Origin of the sequence: Lysinibacillus sp. NPDC048646 (assembly GCF_050272295.1) — a bacterium.
Classification (GTDB): domain Bacteria; phylum Bacillota; class Bacilli; order Bacillales_A; family Planococcaceae; genus Lysinibacillus.
In genome coordinates, this window is sequence record NZ_JBNNLZ010000011.1 from 43,230 (window position 1) to 57,138 (window position 13,909).

Genomic DNA, 13,909 nt, shown 5'->3' on the forward strand with positions numbered 1-13,909 from the left:
ATGCGTTCCATTGCAGAGAAAATGATGAATCGTTCATTTCAATTAACAGAAGAAAATACGATAGCGGCAAAAAAAGTTTTATTAGATACAATTGGTACACTAATTATGGGGATGAATGAAAAAGAACAGCAACGGCTTGTACAACAATTTGCATCCATAAGTGTAGGAGATTTTGCACTTATTGCATCCGATAAAAAAGTCAATAAACTATCAGCAGCATTTTTAATGGGTGTAGCTTCTGTTGCAGTTGAATTAGATGAAGGCAACCAATGGAGTAAAGGACACCCAGCTGTCCACGTTGTACCGATGCTATTATTGCATGCACAAGAAGACCCACACTATGCGGGCAAAGATTTTTTAATGGACTTAGTAAAAAGCTATGAGTTTTGTACACACTTTGGAAAAATTACAACGTTAAAACCGAGTTTACATGCACATGGTACATGGGGTGTGTTAGGTGCTGCCGTTGCTTATGGCATTGCTAAAAGAGCGACGACAGAAGAACTGGGAAAGTTGATTGATATAGCTGCAACCTTTGCTACGCCAACAAAATGGGAAGCGGCACTGGAAGGCTCAAGTATTCGTAATGTTTACGTTGCTGAAGCTCTTGAAGGTGCAGTGAAAGCTTGGCACTTACTTCAAGCAGGCTTTGAAGCACCTAATGGCAATACAACGTATATTTTTTCTCAATTATTAGGGTCATCAATGGATGTTGAGGAACCACTTGAAACATCCTTTGATGCAATTGAGAAGAACTATTTTAAACAGCATGCATTTTGTCGTTATGTTCATGTACCACTTGAAAATTTCCAATCATTGATTGAAAAGTATCATATCTGCATTTCGGATATTGCACATGTAAACATTTCGACATATCAACGCGCATCGACTCTTAATAAACAAATAACGGAAAACATTCTTTCATCTAAATTTAGCATACCGTTTGCTTTAGCGTCATGGTATCATTTGCATCGCACTGACCATACAGTTTTTCAAGAACAGGCGTATTTAGATGAAACAATTCGTGCACTTGCTACGAAAATCAAAGTCGAGCATGACCCGATATTTGATGTAAATTATCCAACAGAAATGGCAGCAAAGGTCTCAATCCTCATGACAAATGGCACAATCGTTGAGCAAACCTTGTTGAATGCAGTTGGTGGACCAAATAGTACGTTAAATATGCAAGAATTAGTCAACAAGTTCACTAAAAACAGTCAGAATATTCTGTCTAAAGAAGGTGCGTCGAGAATTATCTCCTTTATCGAGCAGATAGAAGAGCAACCATCAATGAAGCGCATCTATGACCTAATCAATGATAAATGATGCCATTAATCAGTAGTAGGAGGGATTTCAATGGGAATGGGACCATTAAAGGGAATACGGATCTTAGATTTATCGACGATGATTGCAGCGCCATTTGGAGCAACATTATTAGCGGATTTTGGCGCAGAAGTCATTAAAATTGAAATGCCTAATAGAGGGGATTCTCTACGTAGCATGGGGCCGTTTAAAGGGGATGAACCTCTTCGTTGGCCAGCGCTTGCACGTAATAAGAAATCTTTAACACTCGATTTACATGGTGAAGAAGGGCAAGCGATATTAAAAAAACTGATTGCTAAGTCAGATGTCATCATTGAAAATTTTAGACCCGGTACATTAGAAAAATGGGGACTTAGCTATGAAATATTAAAAGCAGCAAATCCTGACATTATTCTCGTGCGTGTAAGTGGCTATGGACAAACAGGCCCTTATGCACATAAAGCGGGTTTTGGTACACCAGCAACGGCTTTTAGTGGCTTTACCTATTTGCATGGCTATACAGATCGTCCACCGATTAGTCCGTCCTTTTCATTAGTAGACTACATTACAGGGGTGTATGTTGCGTTTGCAACGAGCACAGCACTATACTACCGTGATGCCAACGATGGAAAAGGACAAATGGTCGATATTGGTCTATATGAATCGGTGTTTCGCATGATGGAGTTCCTTGTAGCAGACTATGACCAAAATGGCGTTATTAAAGAGCGATCGCCAGGCTTAAGTGGGCACTCGAGTCCGGCGGGGACATTCCAAACGAAGGATGGACACTGGGTTGTACTAGTAACAAGTTCAGATCGTACATTTGAACGCCTTGCTGCTGCGATGAACCGCGAGGATATGCTAGAGGATGAGCGTTTCTATACAAATAAAGTTCGCCTTGAAAATTTTAATTTAACAAATGGCATTGTAGCGGACTGGGTGAAAGCCTATCAACGTGATGAGCTACAAAAGAAGCTCGATGAATTTGGTGTACCGATTAGCCCAATCATTAGTATAGAAGATATTTTTAACAACGAGCAGTACAAGGCTCGTGAAAATATTGTAGAAATCGATCACCCACGTCTAGGTAAAATCAAAATGCCAGGGGTTGTGCCAAAATTCTCTGAAACACCAGGAGCTATTATGAATGTGGGACCAGACTTAGGTGAACATAATGAACATATTTTAAAAGAACTGATCGGCTTAACAGATGAAGAAATCAAAAGTTTAAAAAATAAGGAAGTTATATAAAGGAGGATTATATGTTGGATTCAGTAACGATTACAGAAGTTTGTCCGCGCGACGGTTTTCAAATCATTAAAGAAAACATACCAACAGAAGAAAAAGTCAATGTCATCAATCGTTTAATCGACTGTGGCTTTACTCAGATTGAAGTTACTTCTTTTGTACATCCAAAAGCTGTACCACAACTTAGCGATGCGAGTGAAGTGTTAAAAGGTGTGCGTCGTGATGCAGATGTCATCTTTCGAGCGTTAATTCCGAACCTAAAGGGACTAGATCGTGCCATTGAGGCTGGCGTACACAAAGTCAAGTTAATGCTGTCATCCACAGATTCGCATAGCTTACACAATGCCAATGCGAAAACGCTTGATGCAATGAAAGATTTCCCTGAAATTGCACGACGTTGTAAGGAGGCGGGAATAAAAGTATCAGGTTCTATCTCGGTGGCATTTGGTTGTCCTTATGAAGGGCATGTGCCAATTGAACGACATATTATGCTATGCGGGAAATATGACGAAATGGGTATTACTGATATTTCATTGGCCGACACAACAGGTATGGCGAACCCTTATGCAATCAAGGAAATCGTGACAACATTACGTGAGAAATTCCCGCATTTCCACTTTTCTCTACACCTTCATAATACAAGAGGGATGGCTTTTGCCAATGCGGTTGCAGGCTACGAAGCAGGCATTCGAGATTTCGATAGCTCGATTGCAGGTCTTGGAGGCTGTCCATATGTACCGCTAGCAACTGGGAATATTGCGACAGAGGATATTATCCATGGCTTTGAGGAAATGGGCATTGCGACAAATATCGATTTAGATGCAGTATTAGCACTAGCACGTGAAGTACAGCAAAAGTTTCCTTCCTATGCAAGCAGTTTCCTCGTAAAAGCAGGGAAAAATTCCGAGTTGAGTATGTCGCCAGGTGGACAAGCAAAATAACATGAGAATAGAGTTATCTAGTAGACTATAAAAATAAGGTTTATATTCAATTCAAAGAGAATGCCACTTTCCATTAAAAGAAAGTGGCATTTTTAGTGTAGGACAAACCACTTGTGTATGGAGATATGGTAATCATTCGGTTTAAGGATTAAGAGACATTTTAACTTTAACTTTTCTTGGAATATCCATAACTTAGGAATATAATGAAGCTATAACTCGAAATTTGTCAAATAAATCGGAAAATATAAGATAATAATAGGAAGATAGGTGATAAGATTGGTTACGCAAAATTCCGATCGATTTCTCACAGCTTTTAACCGAATTGATCACCGGTTAAGGGATATCGTTGGTGTGAAGGATTTTATGCCTTTTTACCGTCTTATAGATCAAGCAAAGAAGAAGGATGTATTGGTACGTAAATATGAAGATGATTTACGCTCCTATGCGGATTTACGCAATGCAATTGTCCATCATCGTACATCGATGGAATATGTAATTGCTGAGCCTCATGTAGATGTGGTAGAACGAATTGAATATATGGATACTACGCTTGCAAAACCGACACTTGTCGGTCAAATGTTTCGTAAAAAAGTACATGTTTTTCAAGAAAGGGATTCATTAAAACATGTATTGAAAGTTATCCGTAATCGTAAATTTACACAGTTTCCTGTGTACCATAAAGATCAATTTAAAGGTCTTATTACAACAGTAGGTATTGCTAATTGGCTTGCGACGATGATGGGAGGTAACCAAATACCAAAACAGGTGCCTACATTACATGATATATTAATGCATGAAAAAAATAGAGTGAATTACAAATTTGTGAGTAGATACATAACGATATATGAGGCAGAGGAAATTTTTAAGCAGGGTGTCGAGCGGGGGCGCCGTTTTGAGGCACTATTGATTACGGAGCATGGGAAACCACAACAAAAATTAATTGGTATTGTGACACCGTTAGACATTATGAAAGTAGATTAAGCAAAACAGGACAAGCTTTTAAGGGCTTGAACGTCTTGCTTTGTCTTTAAGACTGATATATAAGGAGCCATTTGCTTGAACCTGAGCAAAAAAGACATCTTCAACTGAGTTAACATTTTGCTTTTTCAGTTTTTTCGTGAGCCAATCTTCTGTCAACTCAAGCTCGACTAAATTTTCGTAAATAAGTTGCCCATCTGAAACGACTTCTGTTGGCATATAAGTAGGCGGCGTAATGTCTGCTTTGACATCTTGTTTCGTAGCGGCCTGCTCAGATGGTTTTGGTAAGACACTTAGCTTACCATTTGTTTCAAAAAGTGCGTATTGCACATCTTGTATAGAAAAAACCGATTGTTCACGTAATAACATTGTTAGTTCATCCATATGAAGCCGGCTTTTTTTCAGCGCTGATTCAAGAATTAGACCATTGTTAATAACGATGGTAGGTTTATCATCTATAATCACTCGCGCTCTTGCAGATTTGATAGTCATAATAGTCATTAAATATGTCAAAACACTCCACCAAATAAGTGAGATGAGTCCGTCTAAAAAAGGTGTTTCATGCTGTGAGGCTATTTCTGATGCAATCGATCCGAATGTAATCCCTGTGATGTAATGGAAAAATGTCAATTGACCAAGTTGTTTTTTTCCAAGAATACGGGCCAAAATAAGTAACGCAAAAAATGAAAGTGTAGTACGAAGAATCATTTCCCAAAAATTAGCATGAAAAAAACTTTCCATACAATCATCAACTCCTTTTATAGCTGTCGTTGCATAGCTTGTGCAAAAAGAGTGATTGTATGCGACAATTACGAACAATAAGAAAGATTAGAAAGTGTGATGACAGTAATGAACAGACAAATAGGAAACATTAACAACCCTGTCTATCCGATAATGATTGCTATTGGTGTTGCCCATCTTATCAATGATACGATGCAGGCAGTTATTCCAGCGATGTTCCCAATTCTAAAGAGTGATTTGGGTTTAACCTTCACGCAAATAGGACTTATTTCGTTTGTATTAAATATATTTGCATCTGCCTTACAGCCAGTTGTCGGTTTTGTCAGTGATAAAAAGCCGATGCCATATGCATTACCAATCGGTATGATTAGCTCATTTATCGGCATTATCATTTTGGCATTTACAACTCAATACTGGGTAATTATTATAGCTGTATTATTTTTAGGCTTTGGTTCAGCGATATTTCACCCGGAAGGCTCACGTGTATCATTTATGGCGGCAGGTTCTAAAAGAGGATTATCACAATCTATTTATCAAGTGGGAGGAAACTCTGGTCAAGCACTTGCGCCGCTAATAAGTGCTTATATTTTAGATATTTTTGGACAACGTGGAGCCGCGTTTATATTAGTATTAACAACTTTCGGCATATTCTTATTAAGTAAGATAGCCAAATGGTATAAGAAGCAACTTGAGCAAGAACGGACATCGAAGAAAAAAAGAACTTTGGTGTCATCTTTGCCACCACTTACAAAAAAACAGGTGGGCATTGCGTTAACATTATTATTTACTATTATTTTTGCACGATCATTTTATACAACCAATATTACGAGCTTCTATGTGTTTTATTTAATGGATCATTATGATGTGAATTTACGCCTTGGTCAAATTTTAATATTCACCTTTATGGCCTTTGGGGTCATTGGGACATTTTTTGGTGGCTCATTATCAGACCGTATTGGCAGAAAAAATGTGATCCTCTTATCAGTTGTTGTGCCAATGCCGTTTTGTTTAGCGTTGCCGTATGTACCTTTATGGGCTGCAATGATATTTTTAGTGATTATAGGCACACTAATTATGATTAGCTTTTCAGTAACGGTTGTCTATGCACAAGAGCTTGTGCCGTCAAAAATTGGGACAATGGCCGGTTTAACAACGGGCTTTGCATTTGGTATGGGTGCGATCGGTGCGATGGTAATTGGAGTGCTGATGGATCATAAGGGTATTGATTTTACAATGATGGTCGTTTCGATACTGCCGTTATTATTGCTTGTGGCGTTCTTCTTACCAAAGGATAAGCCTGCAACAGCTCCTTTATAAGGCTCAGACGGCTAGAATAGGACAAGTGGCGGATAGAACATAAAAATCGATGGATAGAAAACGAAAGCATAGACGAAAAACACGCCCTCTATATAAAAGGCGTGTTTTATTTTATCCCGCATTAATAATCAGTAGGGGATGGAGAAAACCCCACTGATTGAAGTTTCACTTTATTGACGTAATGGTGATAAAAATTCTGCTGGGAGATTGCCTTTATCAATAACGAAGCCTTCTGAAATATGAACTTCATGCATTTTATCATTATACGTGAATTTGAAAATACCGTTGTCAAAGTCGGTGCCAATTTCTTTGAAGAAAATACCCTCGATCGAAACATATTTAGGGCATGTAAATGCCACCTTAAAGTCATCGTGCTCTTTAATTAAGTAAGCACGTACACCTTTTTCATATGTATCATTTGCATCATCTTCAGTAGGGCGTTGAACCGCTACGATGTGGAAATCTACAAAAGGAACTTCTTTTAAAAGAACGTTCAGGAATGAGCCCTTTGTAATTTCCTCCCAACGACTTTGTGCACTTTGACCTACGATGATTTGTGAAATACCGTAATTCTTTGCCACTTCAGCAATGACTTTTTGTATAGGACGTTTTTCATTATCTAACAAAATAAATTTTTCGACCTCAAGCTCTTCTGATAGGTCTTTCCACTGATCAATGTAACTGGATTTCTCCACGTCAAATGCATCAAGGGGTTCAGAATCGACTGAAAGAATATAGAGTGGGCAATCGAGCATCGCTGCCATTTTATGACCGCGACGAATTAAGCGCTCACCATTAAGACCGTAATAAACGCAAACTAAAATACTTTCATCTAATCTCCCTTTTACATGCTTCATAAAAAAATCACACCTCTTATCCTTTTGTTATTTTGTTCTTTCTACTGCTGTTTTGAAAAAAATATCCTAAAACAGCTAAAACTGATGCAGTTACAGTGCATTATGCACATTTATAATGTATACTTAATACTGTATAAAAGTTATTTACGATATATCGGAAAACCCTTGAAGAAATAGGCTTATCTCCATGCGCTACAGTTATTTGATTTATGCATTACGTGCATTTAAACCAATTGCCTCTATATGCCACATTATTATGCAGTGAGTTAAATAGATAGTCAAGTGTCTTGATAAATTGTAACTTTAATTGTTAGGGATTTTCAATATGCCCAGCTATTATTAGTTGTATCTATCGAGTACTTACGGGTGCTTAATCGCCCGCTACTCTTCGTTTTGAAGTAATAGTCATTAGTACGAGATATAAATCCAATTTTAAGAGAAATTCTGATATGTTAGTTCAGTTAGTAGGAGGTCTTCCTTTGGTTATAGTTCTCATTATGATACTTTTCCCATTTGTTTGTGCTGCACTTATTCCACTGCTCTACAGGCGACTAAGGCGTGTTGCCCACCTTGGCTGGTTTGTTTTATCCGTTCCAATCATATTGTTTCTTTTACTCGCAAGGTATATTCCTCAAATTGCCGAGGGTAAAACGTTTATCCATACATATGAGTGGATTCCCTCTTTTGATATAAATTTCACAACATACCTTGATGGACTCAGTATGATTTTTGCTTTGCTGATTACCGGTGTAGGTAGTTTAGTCATTTTATATTCTATTTTTTATTTATCAACGAAAGAATCACTTCATCATTTTTACTGCTACTTATTACTATTCATGGGCGCAATGCTTGGCGTCGTTTTTTCAGATAATTTAATGGTGCTGTATACCTTTTGGGAATTAACGAGTGTGTCGTCGTTCCTTCTAATTGCATTTTGGCATCATCGTAAAGCTTCACGTGCTGGTGCGCGAAAAGCTATGACCATTACTGTTTTTGGTGGACTTGCAATGTTAGCTGGTTTTCTTATGCTGTATGTCGCATCAGGAACGTTTAGTATTCGTGACATTGTGGCTAACGTAGAGGTAATACGTGAGCATACATTGTTTGTTCCCGCATTATTGCTTATTTTAATTGGGGCTTTTACAAAGTCTGCACAGTTTCCCTTCCATATTTGGTTGCCAGACGCGATGGAGGCACCAACACCTGTTAGTGCGTATCTACACTCTGCGACAATGGTAAAGGCCGGGATTTATATCGTTGCCCGTTTTTCTCCCGTGTTTGGTGGAGAGGCTGTTTGGTTCTGGCTAGTGAGTGGCATCGGCCTTGTGACATTATTCTGGGGCTCATTCAATGCGGTACGTCAAACAGATTTAAAGGCGCTACTAGCCTATTCGACGGTCAGTCAACTTGGATTAATTATGAGCTTATTGGGTCTTGGCTCAGTCGGACATTATTTCGGATATGCAGAAAGTTCAATTCTCTATACACAGGCAAGTTTTGCGGCGTTGTTCCATCTTATTAATCACTCCACGTTTAAGGGTGCGTTATTCATGATGGTCGGTATAGTCGATCATGAAGTAGGAACGCGCGATATTCGTCGTTTAGGTGGCTTGATGGCATTGATGCCAGTAACCTTTACAATTGCGGTCATTGGTGGCTTTTCGATGGCTGGATTACCACCATTTAATGGTTTCCTCAGTAAGGAAATGTTTTTTACTGCGGTTCTAGCCATCCGCGATGTTGAATCATTTTCAATTGCTGATTTGGGGCTTGTGTTCCCAGTCGTGGCATGGGTAGCAAGTATTTTCACCTTTGTCTACAGTATGATTTTAATTGGTCGTACATTTTTCGGAAAGCTAAAGCCCGATAAAATGGACAAGAAGCCGCATGAAGCGCCACTTGGTATGTTGATTTCACCAATAATACTATGTTTGTTTGTTGTTGGCATTTTCTTTTTTCCAAATGTGCTTGGACATTATATTTTAGAGCCTGCAATGGCAAGTATTTACCCAACATTCCCTAGTGCTAGCGAATTAACGCCACATATTCATGCATGGCATGGCATTAATGCAGAGTTACTAATGACATTTGGTGTAGTGTTTGTCGGTGTTATTTTATTTAAAACATTAGAAAGGTGGAAACCACTCTATCGTGTGTTTTCACAAAAATATACATTCAATGCTTATTACAATCGTATGGTTGAGTTTGGTGAAAAGAGCTCAACAAACTTCACAAAGAAATATATGACAGGCAATCTAACACATTATTTTGTCTATATTTATGTATTCTTTGTAGCGCTTATTGCGGGGTACTTTATTTGGTCTGAAGCATTTGCTTTTAACTTTGTACAAGATTCAGCGATTGAGTCGTATGAGCTTATTTTAGTATTCGTTATGATGTTTGCAGCAGTATGGATGCTTTTCGCTAAAGGTCGTGTAACTGCCATGCTGTTAAATGGTGTGCTTGGTTACTCCATAGCGTTCTTCTTTGTGATTTTCCGTGCACCTGACTTAGCACTGACACAATTAGTCGTTGAATCCGTGACAACAGCATTATTTCTCCTATGCTTTAAATATTTGCCTGATTTAATGCCTGAAATCACACGTAAGCGGGTAAAATGGTCGAATGCAGTTATTTCTATTTTTGTAGGGGCAACTGTGACACTAGTGGGCTTAGCAGTTGTGCATTATGACAAATTTGAACCCGTGTCGGTGTACTTTAATGATGCCTATAAATTAGCAGGCGGTTCGAATATCGTGAATACAATTTTAGGTGATTTCCGTGCATTTGATACGATGCTAGAGGTAGTGGTTCTTCTAATTGCAGGCTTAGGTGTGTATACACTGACAAAGCTCAAGCCGCGAAAGGAGGAGGCAGATCATGAAAATCAATGATGTTATTTTACGAACAGTCACAAAGGCTGTCGTATTCATTATTTTGACACTCGGTGTGTATCTCTTTTTTGCAGGGCATCATGCACCAGGTGGTGGCTTTATCGGTGGTCTTATACTTGCTTCAGGTATTGTGCTGCTTTACCTGGCGTATGACATTGAAACAGTACACAAAGGGATGCCGTTTGACTTTAAGAAGGTAGCAGCGCTTGGCGTATTGCTTGCCACGGGCACAGCAGTTGGTTCATTATTCTTCGATGTGCCATTTTTAACGCAGACACATACGTATATCGATGTGCCGGTATTCGGGAAGATGGGTTTTTCGACAGTAACTATATTTGAGGCTGGCGTGGCTTTAACTGTAGTTGGCGTTGTTGTAACAATAATTTTAAGTATAAGTGAGGATGAGTAGCCTATGGAGTCTTTAATACTAGTTTTAGTTGGTGTATTAGTAGCTGTGGCTACTTACTTAATCCTCTCGAAGCAGTTATTACGTGTGATTTTAGGAACGGCTGTATTATCTCATGCAGCGCACTTACTTATTTTAACGATGGGTGGTCTGAAAAAAGGCGGTGTGCCACTGATTGGAGAATCGGAGGGGCCTTATACAGATGCTCTTCCGCAAGCATTAATTTTAACAGCGATTGTAATTAGCTTTGCAGTGACGGCGTTCGTGCTCGTTCTAGGCTACCGTGCCTATAAAATGAATGGTACGGGGAACTTTGATGAATTGAGAGGTACACCGGATGAGTAATATTATTGTTTTACCATTAATTGTGCCAGTCATTACAGCTATTTTGCTCGTATTCATGCGTGAAAATGTTTTATTACAGCGCATCATTAGCTTATTAACGTTAGTTTTTGTCGCGATTATCAGTATTGTACTTTTGATGGAGATTCAGGTACAGGGTGTAATGCGTATTGATTTCAGTGGCTGGCTACCCCCATTTGGGATTTCGTTTGTTGCTGACTCATTTGCTGTATTACTGGTTTTAGTAGCCAATATTGTTGCAGCAATTTGTGTGTTATATGCAATTTTTACGATTGGTGAGCGTTATGAAAAAATGTATTTTTATTCATTTACCTTACTAATGATAGCAGGTGTGAATGGTTCATTTTTAACGGGCGACATTTTCAACCTGTTCGTTTGTTTTGAGGTGATGCTTCTTGCGTCTTATGCGCTCATTAGTTTAGGTGGCGAGAAAATTCAGCTACGTGAGGCGTTGAAGTATGTGCTCATCAATATCGTCGCATCATGGATATTCTTAGTAGCATTGGCGTTTTTATACGGTACGGTTGGAACATTGAATATGGCGCATATTGCGGTTCGTGTGATGGAGGCAGGCAATGATCCACTGATTACGACAGTGGCACTTATTTTCTTGATTGTCTTTAGTTTGAAAGCGGGTCTATTATTATTCTTCTGGTTACCAGGTTCATATAGTGTACCGCCGACTGCTATAGCAGCTTTATTTGCGGCACTTTTAACAAAAGTAGGGATTTACGCACTCGTACGTACGTTTACATTGTTATTCACAAATAATACAGAGGTAACACATACAGTCCTCGGTGTTATGGCAGGACTAACAATTATTGCAGGCTGTATGGGGGCACTTGCTGGTCGAGATGTGCGAACAATTGCTTCCTATAATGTCCTTATTGGCGTTGGTTTTATAGTAGCCGGTCTTGCAATTGGAACGGAGTCGGCATTACAGGGTGTAACATACTATTTAATGCACGATATGGTGGCAAAGGCGATGCTATTTTTAGCAGTTGGCATGATGATATATCTTACTGGTGAGACCGCTATAGATAAAATGAGTGGACTCATTCGAAATTATCCTGTCTTTGGTTGGATGTTCTTTATAGTGATGTGTTCGCTAGCAGGAATTCCGCCACTCAGTGGTTTTTTAGGAAAGGTATTAATTGGACAAGGGGCTATTGAAGGCGGTAACTTCGTCCTATTAGGTCTTGGTTTCTTATCGAGCCTAATCGTCTTATATTCATTACTACGTATCTTTCTTAGCTCATTCTTTGGTGAAACAATTATAAGTCTAGAGGATGAAAAATCATTGCCGAGGCGAGTTGAGTTGCCTGTGATATTGCTGGCACTTTGTACAATTGCTTTAGGTATTGGAGCAGAGTGGATGTCACCATATATTACAGATGCAGCTGAAACGCTACATACGCCTTCGATATATATAGATGCGGTGTTAGACGGTGCAAAATGGCAAGGCGAGGTGAATGAGTAATGGCAATGCAATTTATATTGAACTTATTCATTGCAACACTCTGGTTGCTGTTGCAGGATGAAATTACACCACAATTTACAACATTTTTAATGGGCTTTATCGTTGGGGTCGGTATTTTATATGCAATGCACCGCTTTTATGGGACGCAGTTTTATCTGCGTCGTGTGTTTTCAATCATTAAATTATTATGGCTCTTTAATTGGGAGCTATTATTATCGAGTTACAGTGTGTTAAGACAAATTACGACACCTAAGCTAAATATTACGCCAGGTATTTTTACGTATAAAACAGAACTTAAAGGAGATTGGGAAGTAACAGCACTTGCGTTATTACTAACCCTGACACCTGGCTCTGTTGTGATGGAGGTTTCTGAGGAGGGTGATTTGTTCTATATTCATGCAATGGATATGGAGCAATCTAAGGACGCAGTAATTCGTTCAATAGGAAAGTTTGAACAAGCCATAATGGAGGTGACACGCTAATGATTGAAAATATTTTACTATTAGCACTTGCATTATTTAGTGTTTCGATTGCGTTGTCGCTATACCGTGTTATTCGAGGACCATCGATGCCAGACCGTGCAATTGCACTTGATACGATTGGCATCAACCTACTTTCGTCGATCGCCATCGTGTCGATTGTCTTAAAAACGAAGGCATATTTGGAGGCAATTCTCATTTTAGGCATATTGGCCTTTATAGGCACAATCGCCTTTACGAAATATATAGAAAGAGGTGTGATTGTTGAACGTAAGTCAAATGATTGAATGGACAGCGGTCATCCTAATTCTAATAGGCTCCATTGTTAGTGTTATTAGCGCATTTGGGATGATTCGCTTGCCTGATGTTTACACACGCTCACATGCTGCGACAAAAAGTTCGACATTATCGGTCTTAACATGTCTATTGGGCACATTTATATATTTTTGGGTGCACGATGGTTATGTTAGTGTACGTTTAATTTTAGGAATAACTTTTGTCTTTGTAACGGCTCCTGTAGCAGGACATTTAATATGTCGGGCTGCTTATCGTTCACGTGTACCTTTAGCAGAAGGCTCCGGTGAAGATGAGCTGAAGTCCAAATTGTTTTCAGATGAAAAATAAGTAAAAGATCTCCCTATCCGGGAGGTCTTTTTTTTGGTGTAGAATAATTTCAAAGCAAGGGAAGTATTGGAATTCACTTGAAGCAGGCATAAATGTTTAGTAGAAGGAAAATAGTATAGTAACGCTAATTATCTGTAGATGGAGGTTATTTTTAATTTTAAAAAATGACGGAAAACTAAAAATAAATTGATTTATTAGAAAATTTAGTTTAAAATATTTTGCAAAAATTTTTAACTTTTGGCTTGAAAATTATTTTGAAAGAGTATATCTTAATTAGCA

General features: G+C 38.7%; 14 protein-coding genes. 12 read left to right on the forward strand and 2 right to left on the reverse strand.

Annotated features, from left to right (window positions below; translation table 11 throughout):
- The 4 genes from ACQKII_RS13335 (at position 1) to ACQKII_RS13350 (ending at position 4,472) form a co-directional block, all read left to right on the forward strand.
- The gene (locus tag ACQKII_RS13335; protein WP_427459954.1) at positions 1-1,326 is read left to right on the forward strand and encodes an MmgE/PrpD family protein; all 1,326 of its coding nucleotides are present in this window, start codon (positions 1-3) and stop codon (positions 1,324-1,326) included.
- A gap of 30 nt (positions 1,327-1,356) precedes the next feature.
- Positions 1,357-2,553 (forward strand): CaiB/BaiF CoA transferase family protein, encoded by a 1,197-nt coding sequence (locus tag ACQKII_RS13340; protein ID WP_143996552.1) that lies wholly within the window; start codon positions 1,357-1,359, stop codon positions 2,551-2,553.
- Positions 2,554-2,564: 11 nt separating this feature from the next.
- A complete protein-coding gene (locus ACQKII_RS13345) occupies positions 2,565-3,491 on the forward strand; it encodes a hydroxymethylglutaryl-CoA lyase (RefSeq protein ID WP_427459956.1) in 927 nt (308 codons plus the stop codon).
- Positions 3,492-3,842: 351 nt separating this feature from the next.
- Positions 3,843-4,472, forward strand: coding sequence for a CBS domain-containing protein (locus ACQKII_RS13350; RefSeq protein WP_369436322.1), 630 nt, complete (start codon positions 3,843-3,845; stop codon positions 4,470-4,472).
- A gap of 18 nt (positions 4,473-4,490) precedes the next feature.
- Here the strand turns inward: ACQKII_RS13350 and ACQKII_RS13355 are convergent, their stop codons facing one another.
- On the reverse strand, positions 4,491-5,210 hold the full coding sequence (locus tag ACQKII_RS13355) for a YetF domain-containing protein (RefSeq protein ID WP_143996550.1): 720 nt from the start codon (positions 5,208-5,210) through the stop codon (positions 4,491-4,493).
- Positions 5,211-5,318: 108 nt separating this feature from the next.
- Here ACQKII_RS13355 and ACQKII_RS13360 point away from each other — a divergent pair, with 108 nt between their 5' ends.
- Positions 5,319-6,527, forward strand: a complete 1,209-nt coding sequence (locus ACQKII_RS13360) for an MFS transporter (protein WP_427459959.1) — start codon at positions 5,319-5,321, stop codon at positions 6,525-6,527.
- Between the two features lie 170 nt (positions 6,528-6,697).
- Here the strand turns inward: ACQKII_RS13360 and ACQKII_RS13365 are convergent, their stop codons facing one another.
- A complete protein-coding gene (locus tag ACQKII_RS13365) occupies positions 6,698-7,384 on the reverse strand; it encodes a universal stress protein (protein ID WP_143996548.1) in 687 nt (228 codons plus the stop codon).
- A gap of 479 nt (positions 7,385-7,863) precedes the next feature.
- Here ACQKII_RS13365 and ACQKII_RS13370 point away from each other — a divergent pair, with 479 nt between their 5' ends.
- Genes ACQKII_RS13370 through ACQKII_RS13400 form a run of 7 tightly spaced genes read left to right on the forward strand, consistent with a single transcriptional unit; the run spans position 7,864 to position 13,630 of the window.
- The gene (locus ACQKII_RS13370; RefSeq protein WP_427459961.1) at positions 7,864-10,278 is read left to right on the forward strand and encodes a Na+/H+ antiporter subunit A; all 2,415 of its coding nucleotides are present in this window, start codon (positions 7,864-7,866) and stop codon (positions 10,276-10,278) included.
- Positions 10,265-10,687, forward strand: coding sequence for a Na(+)/H(+) antiporter subunit B (locus tag ACQKII_RS13375; RefSeq protein WP_427459963.1), 423 nt, complete (start codon positions 10,265-10,267; stop codon positions 10,685-10,687). Before ACQKII_RS13370 ends, ACQKII_RS13375 begins: the two co-directional genes overlap by 14 nt.
- Positions 10,688-10,690: 3 nt before the next feature.
- Positions 10,691-11,029 (forward strand): Na(+)/H(+) antiporter subunit C, encoded by a 339-nt coding sequence (locus ACQKII_RS13380; protein ID WP_143996545.1) that lies wholly within the window; start codon positions 10,691-10,693, stop codon positions 11,027-11,029.
- Positions 11,022-12,527, forward strand: coding sequence for a Na+/H+ antiporter subunit D (locus tag ACQKII_RS13385; protein ID WP_427459965.1), 1,506 nt, complete (start codon positions 11,022-11,024; stop codon positions 12,525-12,527). The genes ACQKII_RS13380 and ACQKII_RS13385 overlap by 8 nt, the downstream gene beginning before the upstream one ends.
- Positions 12,527-13,009: a Na+/H+ antiporter subunit E gene (locus tag ACQKII_RS13390; RefSeq protein WP_143996543.1), complete on the forward strand. Its 483-nt coding sequence runs from the start codon at positions 12,527-12,529 to the stop codon at positions 13,007-13,009. The genes ACQKII_RS13385 and ACQKII_RS13390 overlap by 1 nt, the downstream gene beginning before the upstream one ends.
- Positions 13,009-13,293, forward strand: coding sequence for a Na(+)/H(+) antiporter subunit F1 (locus ACQKII_RS13395; RefSeq protein ID WP_143996542.1), 285 nt, complete (start codon positions 13,009-13,011; stop codon positions 13,291-13,293). The genes ACQKII_RS13390 and ACQKII_RS13395 overlap by 1 nt, the downstream gene beginning before the upstream one ends.
- On the forward strand, positions 13,271-13,630 hold the full coding sequence (locus ACQKII_RS13400; protein ID WP_143996541.1) for a Na+/H+ antiporter subunit G: 360 nt from the start codon (positions 13,271-13,273) through the stop codon (positions 13,628-13,630). Before ACQKII_RS13395 ends, ACQKII_RS13400 begins: the two co-directional genes overlap by 23 nt.
- Positions 13,631-13,909 lie beyond the last annotated feature (279 nt).

Excerpts from the sequence above, each read along its gene's own strand:
- ACQKII_RS13335 (WP_427459954.1), top strand. The coding sequence starts at position 1 with ATGCGTTCCATTGCAGAGAAAATGATGAATCGTTCATTTCAATTAACA.
- ACQKII_RS13340 (WP_143996552.1), top strand. The coding sequence starts at position 1,357 with ATGGGAATGGGACCATTAAAGGGAATACGGATCTTAGATTTATCGACG.
- ACQKII_RS13345 (WP_427459956.1), top strand. The coding sequence starts at position 2,565 with ATGTTGGATTCAGTAACGATTACAGAAGTTTGTCCGCGCGACGGTTTT.
- ACQKII_RS13355 (WP_143996550.1), bottom strand. The coding sequence starts at position 5,210 with ATGGAAAGTTTTTTTCATGCTAATTTTTGGGAAATGATTCTTCGTACT.
- ACQKII_RS13360 (WP_427459959.1), top strand. The coding sequence starts at position 5,319 with ATGAACAGACAAATAGGAAACATTAACAACCCTGTCTATCCGATAATG.
- ACQKII_RS13365 (WP_143996548.1), bottom strand. The coding sequence starts at position 7,384 with ATGAAGCATGTAAAAGGGAGATTAGATGAAAGTATTTTAGTTTGCGTT.
- ACQKII_RS13375 (WP_427459963.1), top strand. The coding sequence starts at position 10,265 with ATGAAAATCAATGATGTTATTTTACGAACAGTCACAAAGGCTGTCGTA.
- ACQKII_RS13380 (WP_143996545.1), top strand. The coding sequence starts at position 10,691 with ATGGAGTCTTTAATACTAGTTTTAGTTGGTGTATTAGTAGCTGTGGCT.
- ACQKII_RS13385 (WP_427459965.1), top strand. The coding sequence starts at position 11,022 with ATGAGTAATATTATTGTTTTACCATTAATTGTGCCAGTCATTACAGCT.
- ACQKII_RS13390 (WP_143996543.1), top strand. The coding sequence starts at position 12,527 with ATGGCAATGCAATTTATATTGAACTTATTCATTGCAACACTCTGGTTG.
- ACQKII_RS13395 (WP_143996542.1), top strand. The coding sequence starts at position 13,009 with ATGATTGAAAATATTTTACTATTAGCACTTGCATTATTTAGTGTTTCG.